At 44.2% G+C, this 22,229-nt stretch carries 28 protein-coding genes; 10 read left to right on the top strand and 18 right to left on the bottom strand.

From position 1 onward, the window contains the following. The 11 genes from OSCI_RS06305 to OSCI_RS06255 form a co-directional block, all read right to left on the bottom strand. Positions 1–964, bottom strand: a 964-nt coding sequence (locus tag OSCI_RS06305; RefSeq protein ID WP_039961807.1) for a TIGR03885 family FMN-dependent LLM class oxidoreductase, incomplete at its 3' end; no start/stop codon positions are given. A gap of 32 nt (positions 965–996) precedes the next feature. Further along, the gene (locus tag OSCI_RS06300) at positions 997–2,619 is read right to left on the bottom strand and encodes an alpha-amylase family protein (protein WP_007354046.1); all 1,623 of its coding nucleotides are present in this window, start codon (positions 2,617–2,619) and stop codon (positions 997–999) included. Positions 2,620–2,752: 133 nt separating this feature from the next. Next, positions 2,753–3,646 carry a haloacid dehalogenase-like hydrolase gene (locus OSCI_RS06295; protein WP_007354045.1) on the bottom strand — a complete coding sequence of 298 codons (894 nt, stop codon included), beginning with the start codon at positions 3,644–3,646 and terminating at the stop codon, positions 2,753–2,755. Positions 3,647–3,709: 63 nt separating this feature from the next. Continuing rightward, entirely contained in the window at positions 3,710–5,125 is a 1,416-nt protein-coding gene (locus OSCI_RS06290; protein WP_007354044.1) for an Nramp family divalent metal transporter, read from the bottom strand. Between the two features lie 207 nt (positions 5,126–5,332). Beyond that, positions 5,333–6,148, bottom strand: coding sequence for a potassium channel family protein (locus OSCI_RS06285; protein ID WP_007354043.1), 816 nt, complete (start codon positions 6,146–6,148; stop codon positions 5,333–5,335). Positions 6,149–6,163: 15 nt separating this feature from the next. Continuing rightward, the gene (locus tag OSCI_RS06280) at positions 6,164–7,453 is read right to left on the bottom strand and encodes a DUF389 domain-containing protein (protein WP_007354042.1); all 1,290 of its coding nucleotides are present in this window, start codon (positions 7,451–7,453) and stop codon (positions 6,164–6,166) included. A gap of 84 nt (positions 7,454–7,537) precedes the next feature. Beyond that, the gene (locus OSCI_RS06275; protein ID WP_007354041.1) at positions 7,538–8,155 is read right to left on the bottom strand and encodes a DUF3611 family protein; all 618 of its coding nucleotides are present in this window, start codon (positions 8,153–8,155) and stop codon (positions 7,538–7,540) included. A gap of 85 nt (positions 8,156–8,240) precedes the next feature. Continuing rightward, entirely contained in the window at positions 8,241–8,459 is a 219-nt protein-coding gene (locus OSCI_RS06270) for a hypothetical protein (protein ID WP_007354040.1), read from the bottom strand. Positions 8,460–8,795: 336 nt separating this feature from the next. Continuing rightward, entirely contained in the window at positions 8,796–9,533 is a 738-nt protein-coding gene (locus tag OSCI_RS06265; protein WP_007354039.1) for a DevA family ABC transporter ATP-binding protein, read from the bottom strand. A 317-nt stretch (positions 9,534–9,850) separates the two neighbouring features. Then, positions 9,851–11,035: an ABC transporter permease DevC gene (gene devC, locus OSCI_RS06260; RefSeq protein ID WP_007354038.1), complete on the bottom strand. Its 1,185-nt coding sequence runs from the start codon at positions 11,033–11,035 to the stop codon at positions 9,851–9,853. Beyond that, a complete protein-coding gene (locus tag OSCI_RS06255) occupies positions 11,032–12,432 on the bottom strand; it encodes a biotin/lipoyl-binding protein (RefSeq protein ID WP_007354037.1) in 1,401 nt (466 codons plus the stop codon). Before OSCI_RS06255 ends, devC begins: the two co-directional genes overlap by 4 nt. 106 nt (positions 12,433–12,538) lie before the next feature. Between OSCI_RS06255 and OSCI_RS06250 the strand changes: the two genes are divergently transcribed. Both OSCI_RS06250 and msrA read left to right on the top strand, forming a co-directional pair. Then, positions 12,539–13,153, top strand: coding sequence for a TetR/AcrR family transcriptional regulator (locus tag OSCI_RS06250; RefSeq protein WP_007354036.1), 615 nt, complete (start codon positions 12,539–12,541; stop codon positions 13,151–13,153). Positions 13,154–13,246: 93 nt separating this feature from the next. Next, a complete protein-coding gene (gene msrA, locus OSCI_RS06245) occupies positions 13,247–13,900 on the top strand; it encodes a peptide-methionine (S)-S-oxide reductase MsrA (RefSeq protein ID WP_007354035.1) in 654 nt (217 codons plus the stop codon). 168 nt (positions 13,901–14,068) lie between these two features. On the opposite strand, the gene OSCI_RS06240 is transcribed toward msrA, so the two are convergent. From OSCI_RS06240 to OSCI_RS06230, 3 genes are all read right to left on the bottom strand, one after another. Beyond that, positions 14,069–14,554, bottom strand: coding sequence for a hypothetical protein (locus tag OSCI_RS06240; RefSeq protein ID WP_007354034.1), 486 nt, complete (start codon positions 14,552–14,554; stop codon positions 14,069–14,071). A gap of 216 nt (positions 14,555–14,770) precedes the next feature. Continuing rightward, on the bottom strand, positions 14,771–15,133 hold the full coding sequence (locus OSCI_RS06235) for a type II toxin-antitoxin system PemK/MazF family toxin (RefSeq protein WP_019487926.1): 363 nt from the start codon (positions 15,131–15,133) through the stop codon (positions 14,771–14,773). Continuing rightward, the gene (locus tag OSCI_RS06230; RefSeq protein ID WP_007354032.1) at positions 15,091–15,312 is read right to left on the bottom strand and encodes a hypothetical protein; all 222 of its coding nucleotides are present in this window, start codon (positions 15,310–15,312) and stop codon (positions 15,091–15,093) included. The genes OSCI_RS06235 and OSCI_RS06230 overlap by 43 nt, the downstream gene beginning before the upstream one ends. 50 nt (positions 15,313–15,362) lie before the next feature. Here OSCI_RS06230 and OSCI_RS06225 point away from each other — a divergent pair, with 50 nt between their 5' ends. The 6 genes from OSCI_RS06225 (at position 15,363) to OSCI_RS06205 (ending at position 16,834) form a co-directional block, all read left to right on the top strand. Continuing rightward, positions 15,363–15,626 (top strand): element excision factor XisH family protein, encoded by a 264-nt coding sequence (locus tag OSCI_RS06225; protein WP_083811284.1) that lies wholly within the window; start codon positions 15,363–15,365, stop codon positions 15,624–15,626. Further along, positions 15,599–15,829: a hypothetical protein gene (locus OSCI_RS06220; RefSeq protein ID WP_007354030.1), complete on the top strand. Its 231-nt coding sequence runs from the start codon at positions 15,599–15,601 to the stop codon at positions 15,827–15,829. Before OSCI_RS06225 ends, OSCI_RS06220 begins: the two co-directional genes overlap by 28 nt. A 5-nt stretch (positions 15,830–15,834) precedes the next feature. Then, positions 15,835–16,089, top strand: coding sequence for a hypothetical protein (locus tag OSCI_RS06215; RefSeq protein WP_234708709.1), 255 nt, complete (start codon positions 15,835–15,837; stop codon positions 16,087–16,089). 93 nt (positions 16,090–16,182) lie between these two features. Then, positions 16,183–16,317, top strand: coding sequence for a hypothetical protein (locus OSCI_RS31870; protein ID WP_007354028.1), 135 nt, complete (start codon positions 16,183–16,185; stop codon positions 16,315–16,317). 60 nt (positions 16,318–16,377) lie between these two features. Beyond that, positions 16,378–16,584 (top strand): type II toxin-antitoxin system HicB family antitoxin, encoded by a 207-nt coding sequence (locus tag OSCI_RS06210; RefSeq protein WP_007354027.1) that lies wholly within the window; start codon positions 16,378–16,380, stop codon positions 16,582–16,584. Continuing rightward, positions 16,577–16,834 carry a type II toxin-antitoxin system HicA family toxin gene (locus OSCI_RS06205; protein WP_007354026.1) on the top strand — a complete coding sequence of 86 codons (258 nt, stop codon included), beginning with the start codon at positions 16,577–16,579 and terminating at the stop codon, positions 16,832–16,834. The genes OSCI_RS06210 and OSCI_RS06205 overlap by 8 nt, the downstream gene beginning before the upstream one ends. Positions 16,835–16,975: 141 nt before the next feature. Here OSCI_RS06205 and OSCI_RS06200 read toward each other — a convergent pair whose 3' ends face one another. Beyond that, the gene (locus OSCI_RS06200) at positions 16,976–17,515 is read right to left on the bottom strand and encodes a hypothetical protein (protein ID WP_007354025.1); all 540 of its coding nucleotides are present in this window, start codon (positions 17,513–17,515) and stop codon (positions 16,976–16,978) included. Positions 17,516–17,802: 287 nt separating this feature from the next. Between OSCI_RS06200 and OSCI_RS06195 the strand changes: the two genes are divergently transcribed. Next, the gene (locus OSCI_RS06195; RefSeq protein ID WP_007354024.1) at positions 17,803–18,267 is read left to right on the top strand and encodes a hypothetical protein; all 465 of its coding nucleotides are present in this window, start codon (positions 17,803–17,805) and stop codon (positions 18,265–18,267) included. A 187-nt stretch (positions 18,268–18,454) separates the two neighbouring features. Here OSCI_RS06195 and OSCI_RS06190 read toward each other — a convergent pair whose 3' ends face one another. Further along, complete coding sequence (locus OSCI_RS06190) at positions 18,455–18,874, bottom strand: hypothetical protein (RefSeq protein ID WP_019487924.1); 420 nt, start codon at positions 18,872–18,874, stop codon at positions 18,455–18,457. Positions 18,875–19,077: 203 nt separating this feature from the next. Between OSCI_RS06190 and OSCI_RS06185 the strand changes: the two genes are divergently transcribed. After that, complete coding sequence (locus tag OSCI_RS06185; RefSeq protein ID WP_007354022.1) at positions 19,078–20,502, top strand: NB-ARC domain-containing protein; 1,425 nt, start codon at positions 19,078–19,080, stop codon at positions 20,500–20,502. Here OSCI_RS06185 and OSCI_RS06180 read toward each other — a convergent pair. Together OSCI_RS06180 and trxA are read right to left on the bottom strand one after the other, a co-directional pair. Beyond that, positions 20,484–21,551, bottom strand: a complete 1,068-nt coding sequence (locus tag OSCI_RS06180) for an LOG family protein (protein WP_007354021.1) — start codon at positions 21,549–21,551, stop codon at positions 20,484–20,486. The two genes, OSCI_RS06185 and OSCI_RS06180, sit on opposite strands and share 19 nt — an antisense overlap. Positions 21,552–21,795: 244 nt before the next feature. Next, entirely contained in the window at positions 21,796–22,119 is a 324-nt protein-coding gene (gene trxA / locus OSCI_RS06175) for a thioredoxin (RefSeq protein ID WP_007354019.1), read from the bottom strand. Positions 22,120–22,229 lie beyond the last annotated feature (110 nt).

The following is a 22,229-nucleotide window of genomic DNA, read 5'->3' as shown; positions in this document are numbered from 1 at the left end:
GTTGCGCCAGAATAGGTAGAACTTTCTCCCCAAACACTTCGATAAACTGTCTCTGTTCGCAATTGACGTTGTGCAGAATTAACTCATCAAAACCCAATTCGATGTCTTTTTGCAGCCATTCAATGTGCTGTTGGAGGTCGGCTGAGATGCGGACGTGCTCGTTTAATTCGTCTGGCTTAATAAACTCTCCGGCTGCATCAAACTGCTGGGGGGTTTGCAATTCAGTCATAACAATATTTTTGAAAATGTTATTGCGCCACTGCTGATGTGCTTTTCGACAGGCGCTCTCTCGATCCTGGTCATAGGAAAGCTGCACTTTCAAAATCATGGGCTTGCCTTCACCACCGCCTCGCCGAAAGGCATCCACAACTGCTTTTAGCTTTTCTGGTGGACGAGAAATCGTAATGAGTCCATCTGCCCAACTGCCCAACCACTCCGCTGTTTGAGGCGTAATTGCTGCGCCAACGATCGGCGGTTTTGTCTCAGGACGAGTGTAAAGTTTAGCTTCTTCAACACACACGAGTCCTTGATGAGTCACTGTTTCACCTGCCCACAGCGCCCGGATGATGTCCACGCATTCTTTCAATCGAACATTGCGATCGCGCTTACACAGCCACTTGTCTCCGGTAATATGTTCGTTGAGTGCCTGACCGCTGCCAACAGTTAGCCAAAAGCGATCCGGAAACAGTTCTGCAAGCGTTGCCCCAGCCTGGGCAATGATGGCGGGATGATACCGCTGTCCGGGCGCACAGACAACCCGGTAAGAAAGGGTTGGCGTTGCTTGCATTGCCGCACCCAGCCACGACCAGGCAAAGCCACTTTGTCCCTGTGCTTCGCTCCAGGGGTGAAAGTGATCGGAAGAAAGTACTAGCGTAAACCCTGCCTGCTCTGCCATCTGCACAGCCTTGAGCAAAGCACTCGGCTTGAACTGTTCGTGAGAAGCGTGATAGCCAATTTGCACCATATTACTGTCTCCATTCTGGATTTGTCATTGCATTAATGCGTTGAACTGATGCGAAACCAACGGTAGCCGTAAGCAGAAAGAAAAATTGTGTTGGCATCGCCCAAAGATTCATATTGACGATCGCCAAACAGGTCAGTTAAGTGCTGATCTGGGTGGGATTTGAGCCGGACAGTACAATCTTGGTCGGTCAAATTGTGAACCGCAAGAACGGCTTTGGTTTGCCACTCACAGCAATGAGCCAATACACCGGGATCGTCAACATCGATGAAGCTCAAAGTTCCCTCACCCAATTCAGGACACTGCTTGCGAATGCGAATAATTCGCTCCATCCAGTTAACTAAAGATGTGGGGTTACGCTGCTCGGCAGCAACGTTAACCCGCTGGTAGCGATAGTTACCCTCGGCAATCATCGGTCGAGTTAACGCTTCTGGTTCAGCACTAGAAAAGCCCCCATTGGGCTCGTCCGACCACTGCATCGGGGTTCGGACACTGGTGCGTCCTTCTAAAGACAAATCATCACCCATCCCAATTTCGTCGCCATAACGCAGCAGTGGCGTACCGGGTAGGCTAAACATCAGGCTGTAGGTGAGTTGAATTCGGCGGGTATCAGCCTGCATCATCGGCGGCAGACGACGACGAATACCCCGCCCAAAAATCTGCATATTTTCCTGGGGAGCAAAGGCGCTGAAAATTTCTTGTCGTTCTGAGTCGCTAAGGCGATCGAGTGTCAGTTCATCGTGATGGCGAACGAAGTTTAACCACTGACAAGATTGCGGAATCTGAGGCAAGCTTTGCAAGCCCTGCCGCAATGGTGCTGCTTGTTGACGAGCAAGGGCGAGAAACAAATACTGATTCAGCAAAAAATTGAATAGCATTTGCATTCGATCGCCGTCATCAAAATAAATAGAAATTTTGTCTGGCTCCACGTTTGCTTCTGCTAGAAAAATTGCATCGCCGCGACGTGAGGTGAGGAACGATCGCAGTTCTTCCAGAAAGAGATGCAAGTCTTGCTTACTGATTTGATCCAGACCAAACTCTTCAACAACATACGGAGCCGCATCAATGCGAAACCCAGATACCCCTAGCTCCAGCCAAAAGCCAATAATTTTGCAAATTTCTTCTCGAACGGCAGGGTTAGTAATATTAAGATCGGGCTGTTCTTTGAAGAAATGATGGAGATAATAGGCGTTTGCCTGGTCATCATATTCCCAGAGGCTATCTTCTACCGTTGGAAACGCAATCAGGCTCAGATTTTCCTGCGGCTGCTCAGACCAAACGTAATAGTCACGGTAGCGCGAGTGGCGATCGCTTCTGGCTTTCTGAAACCAGGGATGCTCAATTGAAGTGTGATTTATGACCAGATCGATAATAACGTGGATACCACACTCTCGCGCCTGATGTATGAATTCAACAAAATCGCCTAACGTTCCCAACCGGGGATCGACGTTGTAGTAATCCATGACATCGTAGCCATTGTCTCGATTGGGGGATGGGTAAAACGGTAACAGCCAGAGACAGGTAATTCCTAATCCTGACAGGTGATCTAAACGCTGCGTTAATCCTTGAAAATCACCAATGCCGTCACCATTAGCATCCATAAAGGTTTCGACATCGAGCGAGTAAACAATTGTATTTTTGTACCAATGTTTGTGCATCCTAAATTACCCGTATTTTTTCAGTTTTACCTACGTTGAAGTGCATAGCTGATGAAACTAACTGCGATCGCCACGATTATCAAAGGCAGTAAATTAAACTCAATTCCCGATCGGGTTGCGTCATCTCCTACACTTACTCTCCTACACTTAATTGACGCAGGGCGATTTGTTTGCAGAGGCTTTCAACTGCCAGCGTGAGCGATCGCATCAATTCCGAATCCTCGCGATAGTCTGCCAGCGCCAGATTCGCAACCCGCTGACTTTCACTAATTTGAATTCGGCGATTCCATTCCTGAGCATTTTTGTAAACACCAATCGCAATGCCGCCTTCATCATTGACGATCGAAAAACAGGGCACATCTGATACTCCATCGCCAACGTAGATGATTTGAGACAGCGGGACATACAGTTCTGATTTTGGGACATCGCGGTAGGCAAACGAGCGTCCGTCTGCCTCTACTTCCTCTTTACCGCTAGCAATTTGCATCAAGTAGCGTGTCTTTTCGGTGTGGCTGATGCTGCGTTTGAGAAATTCAATTTCGCCCATTTCGCTATAGTGAAATTCGCATCCCCAAATCTGCTCAAAATAGGGCGAGATCGAGGTGTTGCGAACGACTTCAGCAAATCCACCGGTGATGACATAAAACTCTAGATTTATTTTTGAATTGAGATGATGAACGTGCTGACGGAGGCGATCGAACATTTCAGTAACGCCCGCAAACGGCTGTAGCTGCTGCCCAAATTGCATTAAAGAATCTTTTGTAATTTTGTCCTCAATGTCTTTACGGCGTTTAGATTCTTGAATTAAGCAATAGAACCTTGCTGCAACGTGATCCCAACCTGCGGCCTTTAGGGGTTCATACTGCTGCTGACGAAATTGGTCAACGTTCAATCCTAAACTCTCAATTAATTCGTCAAAGGTATCAGGGGCAAGCGTATCATCAAAGTCAAAGACGATCGCAATTCGATTACAAACTGATTTAGTTGAAATTGAACTTGTGGATTGAGCGACAGCAGGCTTAGCCATAGATAAATTCCTCCTCAGTAACTAGAAAATCAGCAAAACTAATGCAAGTGGCTTCTGACTACATCAAGCTCCATTAGCGCCTCCTATAACGCTTGTTAATTGCAGCAAATAAATTCCAGCAAACCCCGCAAAAAATAAACCTGCAATTACTGTTCCAGCGAAAATAAATTTGGATGGACGTAATTTTTCAGGCAACATTCGGTGATTCAAATAAAGTGTTAATCCGGTGACGACCGGAATATGTGCTGCTTCAATTCCGCCTGCGGTTTGCAATAAGCTAACAGGTTCGCCAAAGAGTAGGTAAACGGCAACTGGCAACGCAGCTAACAAAGTAACCAGGTAGAACTTGCGGAGAAACTGCTCGTTTGTCCAGCGTCCGCGCACGCCAAAGCCTTGCAGCAAAATTTGAGTGCCATCAGCAAACATCCGCCCAAAGCCGTCCTGCACTGAGAGCGTAGTGCTACAAAAGGTAATAAAGACGATCGCAATCATAAACCAGAAGCCAAACGATCCCCACAGATCGCCCAGCAATCGACCGAGCGTTTCAGCCACCTGACTTTCCTGCGGAACCAGTCCTTCTGGGCGCAACAGTTCGCCACCTAGAATGAGAAACGCCAGCGCCGCCAGCAGCGCTCCCACAACAGCTAAAGTATTCGAGAGAGTCATGAGACTAATCCATCCCTGCAATCGCTGCTGTTGGTCAGCATTGAGTTGCTTCACCTCCAGCGGTTGCTCTTGCTTCAAGGCAGTCGCACCGTAGCCGCGTGCATCCACCCAGTAGGAATACCACATCATTCCGGCTGCGCCTGCCAACATGAAGCCTAACCAGGGCAACACTTCTTGATACTGGACATCTTGAGGAACTTGAGGCACTAAACCCGATGCTAAGTCCCTAATGCTGGGAAAGACAAAAATTGCAGCGATGACGACAGCAAGTGTACGACCAATGCCGACATAGGATGAAACTTGTTCAACAATGTTGTACTGTCCTAAGAACACGATCGCGGCTGTCACCAAGATGATGATTACCGTCCAAAGTTGAACCGTTCCGCTTGTAACCAGAATCAACGCGGTTGCTGCTGCACCTGCCATACCTGCAACCGTAGAAATGGCGACTACAAATTGAGGAAGCAGAATTAACCAAACTGCCCAATTTTTCGGTCCAGGCAAGTGTTGAAAGCCCTCCAAAATCGTGGCTCCAGTGCAGACTGTGAACCGTCCAACTTCCCGGTTGATAAACCACTTCAAAATCACCGCTGCTAACAATGCCCATAACAATTCATATCCATAGAGGGCGGCAATTCGGGGTGTAAATAACAGTTCACCAGAACCCGCAGCAGACAGCATCCAAATAAAACTAGGACCCAACCACTTCAACTGATTCCACCCCTGCGGTGGTTGTGGCACTTGTTGATTGTTAGGAGTTGACGAGCGATCTTCTGTTTGATTAGCCGAATAGTGGCTATTTTGATTGTTCATAACTGAAAAAAGTAGTAAAGACAATTAATAGAGTTGTCTGGAAATCAGACGCAAAACCCTTGAAATCCTTATCTAGTAGGCATTTCAGCCTTGGGGCTAAAATCGCTGCAACCTATGCGTAGCAGGTTTTTCAGCCATTTTTCTTGTTATTAATCGACAAGTCTAATGTCAACACCATATAAGGAAATCATGAGAACTAACTTCTCTCTAAAGTTGTGAATTCTCCTGTCTTAAGCTCTGAATCTCGGTTCGCAAGGCTGTAATTTCGTCTCGCAGGGCATCGATCGATTTTGCTCCGATAATTTCTGCTTCGTCATCGTCAGCATCTTGTCCGATAAAGAATGTGGCTAACGTTGCTGTTACATAGCCAAATACAGCAAACGCATACAGCGCCAGCAGAAAACAGAGGATGCGACCTTCTGCCGTTTTGGGAAAGTAGTCCGATCCCATTGTGGTCATCAGCATGGCTGTCCACCAAAGCGCAGTGCTGTAGCTATCAAATCCGGGCAAATCTGGAGCATCTTGCTCAAACGCATACATTCCCGCAGCCCCAACTAGCGTGATGATTGCTGTCGTCATCATCACGTAGCCAAAACCACGCCGCGCAAAGTTGCCTGCAAGCGATCGCATACTGTGATTGGTGCGAGTCATCACCCGCAACAGCCGTAAGCCTCGAACTGCTCGCGTAGTTTGTAAAATCCGCAACACCTGCATAAACCGCAACACGCGCAAGGCGGGTAAAAGCAGTGCAATGGCTGTAATCCAATTTGTTTTAAGATAAGCAGCCTTGCGGGGCGCAAGCGATAGTCTAAGAATAAATTCCAGAATAAACACGCCCCAAATGACGATGCCAATTGCATCTAAAAGATGAGTCAGTCCCCAAATCAATTCCACTACAAATAGACCAAGCCAAGCAAAACTCAAGACGAGCATTGGCAGTTCCAGCCAATCTTCAAGCTGCTGCAAGATTTGCTGTTGCTCGTATTCTATTGCTTGCTTTTCGGATCGCTCCAAGGGGTTCATCACGATAATTGAATGTCATGTTTTAACAGCAGGTTTTTCCAGCACAATTACGTTGACCAGGGGCATCGCATTAAACCCTTGTGCTAACAGGTGAGCTTGAATAGCTTGAGTCAAATCGGTGCGGATTTGTTCAGTCGATTGAGTCGCCTCTGGCTGACGCTGAACATACACCACACACAGCAAGGTATTTTGCCCCTGAATATTAGCTCTGGTAAAACGCACGTTGGACTCAACCAGTTGAGCGGAATCATTTTGCTGCACGACCTGCTGCAATTCAGCATTTGCCCGCTGAGCGCGACTAGAGCGTTCTAAGTTGGGCGGGCTAGAAAATTGCCAAATCAGCAAGCCGACCAGCACGATCGCACTTATCCCCACTGAGATTGGAAATACGCCCCGTTGCCCACGCTGATAACGCGCTCCCTGAGTGGATAGCCCTCCAAACAGACGAAACACCAGTGCAGCAGAGAAATTGATACCACCCAGTTGCAGCAGTAGTAAAAAGAGCCCATTGGTGACTAAATCCCAACGCCCGATCGCCCCTGCCATGCCGACAATGCCTGCGGGTGGAGCCAGCGATGCCGCAACCAGCATTCCAGTAGCGGCTCCCGATACCAAACTGCTGCGATCGGACTGGATTAAGGTCAACGCTCCCGCTGCTCCCGCTGTCAGCGGAATCAAAACTGAAACTGTGGAAATTTGGCTGCTGTCGATCGTCAAATTGGATGGAATCTGCTGCTGGAGTATCCAACTGAGTAAAGCAGTAGTAGCGATCGTCACGCCTAAAGCGGCAAAATACCGGACAACGCTGCGCCGAAGCAGTTGGCGATCGCCCCTTGCGGTTGCCAGAGCTGTGTTCATCGCGGGGCCGGCAAACGGAGCTAGCAACATCGCGGCTACCAAGAGGTAACTGGTACTGGTATACAAGCCAATCCATACGATGACTCCGGCGATCGCTGCATAGCTGATAAATCCTTTCCAAGATCCGGTACTTTGCAGACCTGAAAGAAAGATTTCGATCGGACTACGCTCTTCAACATTTGTCACCTGAGTAGCAGCACCATCAGCAGGTGGATGGAGTGCCATAATCCCAGTTGGCAGCAGCGTGAAGCTTAAATCCGGTATATCTTGCAGTTTCTCAAGCAGCTTTTCCAGCTTGCCATTGGAAATATGAACAAATACCAAGTCCAACGGTTGCTGAACTCCCGTCGCTTCAATTTTTGCCAGGTTAGTACCGTCACAAGCTTTCGCAATCTCTAAAACTGTTTTTCCACATCCCTGTGGCACTTGCATAAGAAGCTGTCGCATTGGCTTTTCATCCTCTAACAGAAGCGTTTTTCCAGTTCTCAAGCATCAAGCTATTAGCTCATTGAAGCTGAGCTTATTAGTGAATTAACGATGCAGCCATTCAAACACGCTCAGAGAAGCAACAGTACCCACAAAGTGGGCAGCAATGCCGCTCATGTTTGCCATTGCCACGATGATATCGAGCGAACGAATCACGCGAGTTGGGTTGTAAATAGCAACACCTTGGGGCTGAGCGATCGCTTTGGAGAACAGTACCCCTAACGTTGCGCCTCCACCTAAGATCGTTAGCAGCATTCCCACTAGGCCGACGATCGCGCTTAAACGTAGGACTTTCATGACCTCCGATTTTGGCGGATGTTTCATGGTGTCTGCATGGCGCAAACGTTTGGCAAATCGTGTTTGACGAAAAGCAAAGTAAATCCCCACCAGCAGCGCCAGAATGCCACAGACTGCCCAAAAGATTCCAATTCCAATGCCTGGAGTGACACCTCGGTTGAGATTCACGCCAATACCGGGAGTTACGCCCGATGGAAGTGCAGTCACCTGACTGAAATTTCGACCCGCGATCGCGAACACAACCATCAATAAAGCAATTGCGCCAAAGCCAATTTGAGCAGAAAGTCCAATCCACCCAGTTACGCGCAAAACATTGCCGATTTTTTCGAGTTTCGACTCTAGTGATTGTTTTTCAACCCTTTGCATAAAAGCTCTCTCTCAATAAGACTAACGACCCACCACATATTGAGCCGCTGGTTGGTCTGCGAGTTGTTCAGGGCGGAAGGTATTGTCAGGATAGCCTGTGATAATCAATATCGCGTTCTGCCAAATTATGAATGAAGGGCTGTGTCCAATAATTTTGTGTATCAGGAAAGCTCGTATTTGCAGGTGAAGTCGCTAGTGCCGGAGTCGAAGTGGTAACAAGATAAGGTGCAATTGCGCCCGCCGCAAGTCCTAAAGTGAGCAGTGTTACGCCTAACGTCGAGGTGTACCAATAACGAAGTTTCATTACTGTTCTCCTAAATTTGTCATTTCACCCAAACCTTAATCATTAATAGGATGAAAGTCATGTACCTTTTGAGCCAGATAAGTCATTAAACAGTTGCTACATTTACTTTTTTTTATATTGATATCCCTCATGAGATAGAGTTCGATCTATTTCTTGCGGTAGAAATTCTTTAAGTTAAGCTGAATCAAAATTAGAAGGAATTAGAAGGTTGATAAACGTGAGTTCGATGGAGTGTAATCGCCACGAAACAAGGGACTTTTGGGCTGGCGATCGCGCAGAAAATTCAGACTCAGCAAAAAGAGTGTGTTGCACTACAGGCGCGATCGAAGTCTGAACTTAATTCTCTGACGTTAATTTCCCATCTTCCATATCAACGATGCGATCGGCAATGTCTAAAATTCGATTATCGTGGGTGACTAACAGAATCGTACAACTTTGTTCTTTAGCAAGCTTTTGCATTAAATTTACCACTTCTCGGCCGGATTTGCTATCTAGTGCGGCGGTAGGTTCATCTGCTAAGACTATTTGCGGCTGACTAACGAGAGCACGCGCGATCGCTACCCGTTGTTTTTGACCGCCAGATAAGTCATCGGGATAATAATTGATGCGTTGTTCTAATCCTACTAACTCTAACATTTTTGCGGCGCGATCGCGCATTTCTGCTTTAGATATCTTTCGATGTAATTCTAATCCCATTTGTACGTTTTGTAGCGCTGTCAAACTCCGGTGCAAATTATGTGCTTGGAAAATATAGCCTGTTTTGCGTCGCGCCTGGACTAATTTTTCTTCACTAGCACCGCAGAGTTCTTTACCAATAATTTTGATGCTTCCTATCTGTGCGGATCGCAATCCTCCTATTAACGTTAAGAGGGTTGTTTTGCCTGAGCCAGATGGCCCTGTCATAATGACAATTTCTCCAGCATTAATTTCGAGGTTGATATCATATAATACTTGCTTTTTTAGTTGTCCTTCACCGAAATAGTGGTTGAGATGTTGAATGTCAATTACAGGTTGAGATGGAAAGTTTACAGTTGAACTTTTATCTGTTTTGTAGTCTATTTCTATGGATTTCATAGCGATTAATTCAGTTAGTGAACGGCTCGATCCAGGCTTGTATTCTGTCAAATTTTGTAGGGGCGGGTTCGCCCAGATATTGCAATAGCGACAAATTTTATAAACTCGCCCCGCACCCAAGTTTCCTGTTACCCGACTTAATATCAGAGATAATTTTAGCAAGTATATCAAGTCCGGTAGCAACCGATAAGCATGGCCGGGGCGGGTTTATCCAGTTTGTCGGTAGGTATCAAATATTTAGGCGAACCCGCCCCTACAAAACTTGATATTATGCAAGTTACAATCAAACGAACTTGATATTAGCAATTAGCAATTAGCTAAAATATATCAGCAGGATCTGCTGCTTGCAATTTCCGAGTAGCGATCGTACCGGAAATTAGGCACATAATCAGCGTTAAACTTAATACCATGAAAGCTCTGATTAATGTCATATACATGGGTAAATTTGTGGCTTTTCTGGTTAAGGAATAAAGCCCTACAGAAATTCCAACTCCCGGCAAAAATCCCAGAATAGAAAGAATTAATGCCTCTTCAAAGACGATACTCAGTAAATACATACTACGGTATCCCATTGCTTTAAAAGTCGCATATTCAGCCAAGTGATCGCTGACATCCGTAGAAAGCACTTGATAGACAATAATCACACCTACCATGAAACCCATTGCTACGCCTATATTAAAGACAAAACCAATGGCTGTATTGGTAAACCAATATTCTTTTTCAAATTCAATAAACTCTGTTTTTGTCAATACTTTAACATCATTTGGTAGGTAAGCTTTTAAGGCTGTTTGTACCTGCACGGGATCGGCACCAGCTTTCAAATAAATTAAACCTGCATTAATGCTACTAGCTTCTTGCTTAGGAAATAACCGCAGAAAGTTTTGATCGCTGGTCATTATGCTACCGTCAGCCGCAAAAGATGCGCCAACATTGAATAAGCCACTAATCGTAATTGTGCGTCGGTCGATTTCTGTTGTGACGGTTTTTCCCTGTTCAATTTGAGCGATCGCCTGTTTGTATTCCCCCCTAGAACCTCGATCGAATAAAACTGTATCCGGGAGTTTAATATCTGCCGTATTCTGTTTTAATTCTGGCAAGTCAAAGGCTGGACGCTCAGGGTTAAAACCAATTACTAATATAGAACTTTTTTCGCGGGTTTGAGGGTTTTTCCAGCGGGCTACTTTGGCATAAAAAACATCTGCTGATTCCACTCCGGGCACGTTCATGGCTTGATATAAACGCCGCCTCGGAAAATCTGATAAATTGATCAGGTTTTGAGCTTGGGGACTGATTAAAACTATGTCAGCATCGAGGACTTGGTGCAGGCGGGTATTACTGCTATAAAGGGCATTTTGAAAGCCAAACTGCATAAACATCAGGATGTCGGCAAAGGCTATTCCGGCAGTGGCTACTAACATTCTCCCTTTGTCGTGACTGAGTTGTAGCCATCCTAAAGGAGTGCGGCGTTGAAGTTCTTGGAGGTGTTTAATTAATCCAATCATTTTTCAATTACCACCTTAACTTGCAAATTTGTTAATCCTGCAACTTTCTGGCTGGAGGTTTCATTTAACCGGATTTTCACTTCAATAATGCGACCGTCAATGTTGGCGGAAGGATCGGCATTAATTACATTTTGTTTGAGAACTTGTAGCCCAATTTGTTCTACGTTTCCCTGTAATTCGCCGCTTAAAGAAGTGCTAGTAATTTTGGCTTTTTGCCCAATTTTTACTCCTTCAATATCGCTTTCGTAGACTTCAGCTACGGCGTACATATTGTGAGTTTGTCCGAGTTGGACGATGCCATCATTACCGACTTTTTCCCCTGGATAGGTGTAAATTTTGAGCACTTGCGCGTCTTTGGGGGCGCGGATGTAGGCGAGATCGAGGTTGGCTTGGGCTTGCTTGGCGGTGGCGATCGCAGCGCTGACTTCGGCTTCTGCGGTTTGGATGTCGGTGGGCCGGATTTCGGAGATGCGATCTAGGTTAGCTTCAGCTTCTATAATCTGGGCGCGTTGTGCTGTTTGGGATTGGTTGAGTTTGGCTTTGGCTTCGTCGATTTGGGAGGCCCGTGATTGGTAAATTTGGCTGAGTTTGGCCTCGGCTTCGTTGAGTTGTTGTTGGCGGGAGGAATGTATGCGGGTGAGGTTGGTTCGGGCTTCGTTGAGTTTCTGTTGCGCGGTTTCCAGAGTTAGCTGTTTGCTGTCTCGTTGTTGAGTAGAAATGGCTCCTTCTTGGTTGAGTTGTTCGTAGCGCTGGGCTTCGGTTTTGGCGTTTTCGAGTTCGGCTTTGAGTCGGGCGATCGCGGCTTCTTGACCTGCGATTTCACCTTCTTTTTCAGCTTGAATACGAGCGATCGCAGCTTTTTGTCCTTCAATATCCGTGCGTCGTTCGGCTTCTAAGCGGTTGAGTACGGCTTCGGCGGCTTCAATATCCGTGCGGCGTTCGGCTTGTAAACGGGCGATCGCGGCTTCTTGAGCTTGGATTTCTCCGCTTTTTGCCCCCGCTTTGACTGTGGCGAGTTTGGCTTGGCTGACTCGGACTTGTTGTTGTGCTTGCTCTAAGGCGGCCAACAGGCGATCGCGACTATCAAGGATGGCGATCGTTTGTCCTGTTTTTACCCAATCTCCTTCTTTTACTAGCAGTTTGTCGATGCGATTGCCTTCAGCGGAACTAGAGGCGGAAAGCGCGATCGCTTCCCCTTGGGGTTCGAGTCTTCCCAAGGCGGTGACGGTGGTGATTTGGGGGACGGTGGCGATCGCGACTTCCTGGGGGGAGTGCGATCGCAGCACGTAAGCAGTTCCACCAGCAGCAACTACAGTTGTGACTGCGGCTAGGGTTAGGAGTTGGCGGGTGAGAGACGGATTTGAGAAGAAACTTTCGGCGGTGGCGCGGTGTACCATAACACACCTCAGTGAAGAACTATACGGTTTAGTTTTGTGTTAAACTTATACTAAACTGTCTAGTATAATGATGTCAACCCCCAAACCAAACTTTTAGATAACCACTATGAAACGAGCAAAACTGAACGAACTAGACCCCGCCACCACCGTTGACAAAGCCGAAAAAATCCTGTTGGGAGCGATGCAGGAGTTCCTGACTCACGGGTACGCCTCAACGAGCATGGATCGGGTAGCGACGGCGGCGGGAGTGTCCAAAGCGACGGTTTACAGCCACTTTAAGGATAAAGAAGGGTTATTTAGTGCCTTGATGCAGCGGTTGGCGGAAGAAAAAATTCTGTATATTCAACTAGAGTCAGAGAACCCAGAGCAAGCTCTGCGGCAATTAGCCCTGACTTTGATCGAACACAAGAAATGCGATGCCGAGTTTCTGATATTTATTAGATTAGTCGTGGGCGAATCGGGGCGTTTTCCCGAATTAGCACAAATGTTTATTAGCAACTTCGCCAAAATTGGCATACAGCGACTAACTTATTACTTAAGTTCTCACCCAGAGCTGAATCTACCCGATCCAGAAGCAACGGCGCGAATTTTTATTGGGTCAGTAGTATATTATCTGATGACCCAAGAGATCCTGCACGGTGCAGAGATTATCCCCATGGAGCGCGATCGCTTAATCAATGGTTTAATGCACTTGATTTTAGCATCTAAAAATTCAGTTTAGATGCCTAACAGCTTAGATCGTTTCTAGCAACTTCAAATCATAAGTGCTATTATTAAGGAACGTAAAGCTGTCACTCAAACAAAATTAGAACTTATGGCCATATTCGGATTGGGCAAAAAGCTAACCCTGCCTACAAAAGAAGAAGCATTGCCAGGACGAGCAGAATCCATGCCTGTACCCTCTAGTCACTTCGTCAACGGCAATCCCCTCAAACCTCCTTTTCCAGAAGGTATGGAAATGGCAATATTTGGTCTGGGTTGTTTTTGGGGAGCCGAACGCAAATTCTGGCAACTAGAAGGAGTTTTTACAACCGCAGTTGGCTACGCCGCAGGGATAACACCTAACCCCACATATCAAGAAGTTTGTTCGGGAAAAACTGGCCACAACGAAGTAGTCCTAGTGGTGTTTGACCCGAAAGTTATTAGTTACGAAACACTCTTGAAAGTGTTTTGGGAAAGTCACAATCCCACCCAAGGAATGCGTCAAGGAAATGACACTGGAACACAGTATCGTTCAGGAATTTATGTCTATTCAGACAGTCAAAGAAAACAGGCTGAAGCTACACGGGATGCTTATCAAAAAGCCATTTCAGGAGCGGGTTACGGCGAGATTACAACTGAGATTTTAGACGCTCCTGAGTTCTACTATGCAGAAGGCTACCATCAGCAATACTTAGCCAAAAATCCCGGCGGTTATTGCGGTTTAGGTGGCACAAAAGTAGAATGCCCTGTGGGAGTTCTTTCTTAAATTCTAATAGGACTTATGCAGACTTTACGTAACGCCGGCATCCTGAAGTTTCTTTAACCCCCAGGATGTCGGCGTTACGGATACTTTTGCGTAATTCTTAATGTTAATTCATCGATTTATTCCACCCCATTACCTTGTAGGAAAAATGATTTGCGGGTTACTTCATATCTAATTTCTGGAGATGTATAGTAAATCAATCAGAAATTTCTTAGAGTCATTTGCTTCCGGTTTAAAGCCAAGTAACGGCAATAACAAACCAAACAGCAACATCCCCGATAGGACAAGTATAGATGAGTCAAACTTTCCTTCGGCGATCGTGGCGATCGCAGCCAATATCCATATATTTCCCACTATCCCTAACCAAATTGACATAAACACTATGACAAAAGGGTGCATTGCCATCTTAATATCAATTTTGCTACCCATGCCTTCAGGGTAAATTCTTCCTTTAATTATAGGTAAAAAAGAGTTCCGATAATTGATGATGCGATTAATTTCAAAAGAATGGTCGCCAACTTCACCCTCATAAGGTTTTCCATAATTATTGATGTTCCATCGAATTGCTTTTCTAGGTTCTACAACTGCTAGTAATTTTTGACGGACTATCTCAGGATGTAGGGAAGTATTAATGGTAAATTTTTCATAAGGAAACATGGTAAAACCTCCAAGATGAGAATTTCTGTAAAACCAAGTTTTATAGCTAGGGACTAGAGGCTAGGGGAAGAGGGAATAAAATCAATAATTAAGTTTGTCCACTAATCTGCAAGCATCTGCTAAGGCTCCCTATTCTTGCTGCTGTCATGCTAAGATAAAATTCTCGATCTCGATCAAAATTCACTACAATATTGGTCGATATCGTTGTTTACCAGTCTACAATAAAAGATATCGGCGTAAAATATCTTGAGCTTGATTTAGTAATTCTGTTTCCAGTTCACCAACTTGTTGCACCATTCTTGATTTATCAAAAGTCATAGGGTCAACACAGACTAGCAAACTATCTGTATTTAAACCATTTTGTGGGGAGGATGGCACAAATACGAGTGCTGGCGAAATTCGAGGGTCATTAGAGCGAGCAGAGGTAAAAGGCAAAACAGTTATTTTGGTTCGCTGTTCGTTAAAAATTGTGCCAGAAATGATTAAACCTGGTCGCGTTTTGCGGATTTCTGTTCCTACTGACGGTTCAAATTTAACTATCCAGATGCTTCCCAGTCGGTAATTGCTTGCGTTTGCCATTCACTATCCCAACCTAAATTAAGTTCGTCAACTAATCTGCAAGCATCTGCTAAGGCTTGCTCTTCTTGCTGCTGCTGCCATTGTTTTAAGATAGATTCTATTAGGACGCTGCGATTCTCAACTTTTTGGTCGAGGTATGCGAGTAGGTCATCGGGTAGGGAGATAGAGATTTGAGCCATAAGCTACTTTTAATTATATCTTTGGTAGTATAGCATTTTAAGGGTTGAGAATGCAAGTAGCGAAAGAGCGATACTTAGTTTACCGTTCTGTACTCGCTAGAACTGAGCCTGAGAGAAAGCTCTATCTAGCTATTACACAATCAGTCTTTTGCGAATTATTGTCTGAACCACTTGGTCAAATCATTAGAGCCGACTATCAAGTATATTTAATCATTTTTGCCGATCGCTTTGGCTCTGACAGTGGTATCCTAGAGAGGAGGATACTTGAAAAAAAGGAGGAAAACTTATGTCATCAAGTGCGATCGCTACCTTGACAAAAATTATGGAATCTTTGCCAGAAAATTTGCAAAATCGAGTCGTTGAACACCTGCAAGAATATATTGAAGACTTAAAGGATGAAGAGCAGTGGGATTTATCTTTTCAGAATACACAACAATCGCTGATTATGGCTGCACAAAGGGCTAAACAGGAAATTTCTGAAGGAAAAGCACAGCCATTAGATATCGAGCAATTATGAAATCAATGACTTTGCCGACCTTTTGGGAAAAATACTATTTGCTTGATACTACTATTAAACAACAAGCTAAGAAAGTCTATGGGTTATGGCTACAAAATCCATTTCACCCGTCTTTACACTTCAAGTGTATCAACACGGAGGAAGATATATGGTCAGTTAGAATTACACGGAGTTATAGGGCGCTTGGGGTTTTAGAAGCTGGAACTGTAACGTGGTTTTGGATTGGCAGTCACGATGATTATGAAAGATTTTTTGGCTAAATAAGCGATACTTCCACTCTGGCTCTTACAGTGCTATCCTAGATCAGAGAACAATCAGAAGCAAATTAATTAGTTGAATAGGAAATTATAGCTATGACTCAAACAACAAGTCGCCCTGGCCGTCGAGGTAGGTTATTTCCTGAATTTACGATATCCCCAGATTTGCAGTGGTTGAAACTACTACCTTTGGCTGTTAATTTTGGGACGGGAGTATTGACGCTGGGGTAGAGATAGAAGTGCGATCGATACTGGATATGCTATATTGAGTAAAAAGAATTTGGCAAAAAAATGTCTTATACTTTCACGGCAATTGTTTATTGGGAAGAGGATGTTTATGTAGCCGAGTGTCCTGAAGTGGGAACGGCTAGCCAAGGAGATACGATAGAAGAGGCGATCGCCAATCTCAAAGAAGCAACCGAACTTTATTTAGAAGAATTCCCTCTACCTAAAACTTCCCCCCGTCTGCTAACTACATTTGAGGTATTGAGTGCCTAAATTACCACGAGTTAGTAGTGCAGAAGCCATCCGCGCTTTGGAAGGCTTAGGCTTTATTAAAGTAAGGCAGCGAGGCAGTCATGCTATTTTGAAGAAACGATTACCGATAGATGATGAAGATAATCCTCAAGGCGCGATCGAGGTTGGTTGTGTAATACCAATGCAGCGCAAAACTTTGGCACTTGGAACCCTCAAAAGTATTCTAAATCAGGCAGGGATTTCTGTTGAAGATTTTTTGAGGAATCTTTAGAGATATTGAAAGGGCGATCGCTTTTCACTAAAGGAACGGCGATCGCTTTTTCGTAGTCAAGATTTAGGATATTAATTTAGTTGTTGCTGATGGTAAAAGGCTGGTCGATGAAGTGTTATTAAGATGATGAATTGCCACAACTTAAGACATCAACTCCTGCACTTCTGCTAATGGTAAATCTAACGCTTGTGCGATTTGTGATGCGGTTAATCCCATTTGTGCCAAGTGGGGGACAGTTTCTAATTTAGCTTTTCGTCTGGTATTTTTTATGATATCTTCCTGATTTTTGGTCGGAGAATTTTTTGTATTATCACCGCCAACCAATTCCAGCTCCTCTGGTGTGTAAGTCTTAGAAATAGGCGTAGAATTAGAACAAAAATTGATATTAAAAGAATTAGGAAATTGTAAATTTTGAGAATTTTTTATGACAATCCTTTCAATTATAGCACGCACATTAGCTCTATTTACATCTTCACCCAAAGTTTTAGAGAGAATCCGCCAGAGTTCGTAGGCTTCATCTTTAGCATGACCAGGAGTGCAATTATATTCTTCAGCTATGTCCTTATATTTTTGTCCATTAAGTACACCTTTAAGGAGCGCCAATTGCAGGGTATCAAGCTGCTTTCCAGTTTTTGCCATGATTAGTTCGTCGATATATTTAAGCACCTCTTGCACGTCCATATTTGGGGTTTAGGATTTTGATGGTGTGGGAGACATCCGCCATTATCCGCCATTATCCGACTTTTGTAAAGTATGTTAATAAAAGTCCCGCCATTATCCGACTTTTCCCGCCTTGCTCTTTCTGGGAGGTTACATTAGCATCTATATTAGCAGTTACGTCCCAGACAAAAAGCTAAAGCAGAGCAAGGTTAAAGACTATCCTTAAACCTTGGACACTTCGCTGTAGGGTGTAAGTTCTGTACAAGTTAAAATTGACAACTATTTTGCTTATTTAGATAGTCTTCACTATGTGGAAAAAAATCTTAGCAGCAGGGATTATTTTTAGTTCTTCTTTTCTCTCCTTTGCCCCAGTAGAGGCAAGACAAGTTCGACAAGACTGTGTGAAAATCAGTGGTTATGATTGGGGGAGGTTTAATGGTTCTATTGTTGTTGGCAGAAAAGTTTATAATCCTGATGTCAGACTTGATTTGAGTAATCCATTCGAAGTAACTTGTAAACTGTTAGAAAACGTAAGTATTGTCAATGTTAGTTTAGCTATTCCTGATACTTCTGAGATTGAGAGTGTGAAAGTACAAATCTATATCGAGGGTAACTTATCTAAAACAGTGAATATTTTGCGAGGATCTGTCACTGCTTTTTCTATTGATCTGCGGGGTGTTACTAATTATACGGTAAGTTATCAACAAATCGGTTATAGAGGATCGGGTAGAGACGCGAGTATTTACGCTATTCAATACTGGGACTATAATTAATAAAGGGTTTCTGGCTAGCTGAAATGAGAGCGAACTCCCCCTGCTTCCTAAAAATATAAATAAAACCTTTTCTCCATAACTATAAGTATTGAAAATATTTGTTATTTTCGATAGATTGAAAGATATCAAGGTGATTCCTGAGAATAATTAATCATTGACCAAAGAACTACCTTAATTATCATTTCATTCAATCATCTTTTATATTTAAGTTGTTAATAACAAAAGCATTTTGCAGATCGCCATCTCCTTTATTAAACTCTAGGTCTGTTAGTACCCAAGTCCCATCTGTATAGCGAGAGAATTTTGCTTTTCCTGGCCCAGAGTAGTTGACTGACTGTTCTTTGTTAGAAAGATGATCATTAACTCGCAGGTTTAAATTTGAGACTTGCAATGTTGCCACAGCACTACTGTTTGAATCTTCCCTAACTCCCATTACTTGGATAGATCCCGAATTTTTCCATTTGTTAACCATTTTTTGCGCTTTACTTGTGGAAAGTGCTTGAGTCTGTGTTATTGCAGTACAGCCAGTAGTTAAGTTAGATAATACTACTGTGCCAGCGAGGTAATGCAAAATAATCCAACTGAAAATAGTCAAATTTTTGCTCATTATTTTTGAGTAATAAGAAAGTAGGTATAACTTATTTTTGAGCCTTTATAGGGTTTTGTCAGTAGTAAAAAGTAGGATTTACATAAAGAAAATATAAAATTAATCCTTGTACAAAGTGGGAAAAAGCAGAATTTAGTAACTTAAGGTTGCAAAAAGTGGGAAAAAGTGGGATAATCATCAAAATTTCCACATTCCCCCAACCTATGGACGTTCAAGAAGTTTTGAAGTGGGCAGACGAGTTAGTGTTTACCAAAACGGGCAAACACTTAAGCAGTTTGCAGGAAACAATACTAACTGGCGTTTGGTCTAGTCAAAAATACGGGGAGATAGCGGAAACTTGTAACTGTACTGAGAACCATGTTAAAAAAGTCGCATCAGAAATATGGCAGCTATTCTCAGCAACGTTAGATGAAGATGTTAATAAATCGAATTTTAAAGCTACATTAGATAGGATGGATTTTTCTAATAATATTTCTTCTTTTTGGAAAGATGTATCAATTGGTAGCATGAATGTCTGCACAGAAACATCCTACCCTCCCAAAAATTCCCAAAACTCACCCCCAACACAAACCTCAAATGAAAATAATACCCAACAAAAACTCGACTTAAGAGACGCACCAGATATCAAAACCTTCTACAACTGCACCTCCCAACTCACCACCCTGGAAAATGCGATCGCACACCAAAACTGTCGCCTCCTCACCATCACAGGCATGAGTGGCACGGGAAAAAGCGCGATCGCGCGTCACCTCATCCCCCAAATTCAAACCCACTTCGATCGCATCATCTGGCGCAGTCTCCGCACTTCCCCACCCCTCGAAACCACCCTCAAAAACCTGATTCAATTTCTCTCAAATCAAAACCCTCCCTTCGCCTCTTACCAAGGCGAAGTTGGGGTTTTACCTGAAAATATTGATACCCAACTAGAAATACTAATAGAATCTTTACACACTCATCGCTGTCTCATCATCTTAGATGACGTGCAATACATCCTTAATAGCGGACAACTTGCAGGCTATTATAAACCTGGATATGAAAACTACGGAACCTTATTTAAAATGATTGGCGACTTCCCCCATCATAGTTGCTTAATCCTCAATAGTTGGGAACCCCCTTTAGATATTCTCACATTCACTGACGATCGTTCAGCAGTATGTTTATTACAATTAACTGGTTTAGGTGAAGCCGCAACAGAAATCCTGAGAGAAAAAGGCTTATTAGATGAAGAAAAATGGCCAGAATTGATTAACCTTTATCAAGGTAATCCTCTCTGGTTAAAATTAGTCGCTCAAACCATTAATAACTTATTTGACGGAAAAGTAGCTCAATATTTAAGTTGTCAACCAGTATTTTTAAGTGACGAATTGACACTGATTTTGCAACAGCATTATCAAAGATTATCTGAAATCGAAAAACAGGCGATCGCTCTCCTTGCGAATGAAACTGAACCTATCTCGCGTACCCAATTAATCGCAAAATATCAAGGAAACCAAGCTGACTTATTGAAGGCAATACAATCCTTAGAGAGACGGGGAACGATTGACAAAATAAGCTGTGAATCGGAAACAGTTTTTACAATGCAACCTGCGCTCAAACAATATATCCTGTCCTACTTTTCTTCTGGATGAGCCGCCGCCGGAGAGTCTGCACCCAATTGATTAATAAAAGCAATCAACTGATAAAGTCTTCCCAAATCTCGCTGATTAAAATACAAAACCAAGCGCGGCAAATCGGCAGTTTCATCACCTAGTTCTGGAAGTAAAGCTTTGCTTTTTTCAATTTTCCCCTTAACTAAAATGTCACTGAAATCAGCATTTAACTGTTCGACATCCTCATCGGATAACTCAGACTTGAGACGGATGACAAGCCGATCTTCCACGTAGCGGCTGGAGTGATAAACTCGGTAGAAACTGGCGATCGCATCACAAGCCACATCCAAACTATCCGTAATCGTGTAAACACTGGGATCGTGCTTACTAATTAAACCGCGACCCATCATTTGCTTGCAAATAAAAGCATTCCAATCATGCCAATAGTCCCCGCCGGGGCGATCGATCAATACCACTGGTGCAGGGCCAAATTTGCCCGTCTGAATCAAAGTCAAACACTCAAAAGTTTCGTCCAGAGTGCCAAAACCACCGGGGAATAAAGCCAAAGCATCACTTTCCCGTAGGAAAAATAACTTGCGAGTGAAGAAATATTTAAATGTAAGTAATTTGCGATCGCCTGCGATAAAGGGGTTAGAACCTTGCTCGAAAGGTAATTGAATATTCAACCCAAAAGAATGTTCTGCACCCGCACCTTCATTCCCCGCCTGCATAATGCCACCGCCGCCCCCTGTCACCACCATAAACCCCTGTTTGGCGATCGCACTGGCAAAATCCCTCGCCATCGCGTATTCTGGACTATCTGCCGACACTCTCGCAGAGCCGAAGATCGCTATTTTGCGAATGTGGCGGTAGGGGTAAAAAAGCTTAAACGCTCTCTCCATATCTAGCAGAGAAGCAGCGATGATTTTCCAGTCGAGGCGATCGAGTTCTTCCCCCGCCATCCGTGCGATCGTTGAGAGCGATCCCGCAATCCACACTTCGTGCTTTAAATTTGGTAGCTGATTAATCAAATCAGTCACCTCGGCCTGGAGGGACTCAATTGCTTGGCCAGAGGATGAGGAACTCATTAAAATTTTCCCAACGAGCAGAGCTGTAACTATTTATTGAAAATGCGCCTTTAAGCCAAAATTTTGAGGCGCTAAGCAAACATAAAAAGTTTAAGCTCGACTGATTTGCCGCGCTTGAAGTGGAATTTATGCAAAATCAGTTTCATCTCAGTACAGACTAGGACTGCCGCCAATTCCGACTCTACGGTGCGATTTGTCCCCAATATGCCGTCGGCGACAGTCGGGGACTAGACCGCACTTAGAGTTAAAGGTACTTTTCTAAAGTGTTGGAGAGTGTAGTCTTAGGGACTGCACCCACCACCATATCAACCCGTTGACCGGCTTTGAATATCATCAGCGTCGGAATGCTGCGGATACCGTATTGGCTGGCGACGTTGGGGTTCTCGTCTGTATTAACTTTAACTACCTTCACCTGCCCGTCATACTGCTGGGCAATTTCATCTACGACAGGTGCGACCATACGGCAGGGGCCACACCAGGGAGCCCAGAAGTCCACTAAAACTGGAACTTCGCTCTCAAGCACTTCCTGCTTAAAGGTAGAGTCGGTAACTTGTGCGGCTGCTGACATCCCTAGCCATCCTTGTGCATATTATTTCTCAGCTTATCAGTTTAGCAAAAAGTGTTACCTTTGGTACGAAAGCTTTTAAAGTTTTGAGTTGTGAGAGGTTGCTTGGTTCC

Source organism: Kamptonema sp. PCC 6506 (genome assembly GCF_000180455.1).
GTDB classification, from domain to species: domain Bacteria; phylum Cyanobacteriota; class Cyanobacteriia; order Cyanobacteriales; family Microcoleaceae; genus Kamptonema; species Kamptonema formosum.
Note: the sequence above shows the minus strand (reverse complement) of the source record. Positions and strands in the feature narration are given on the sequence as shown.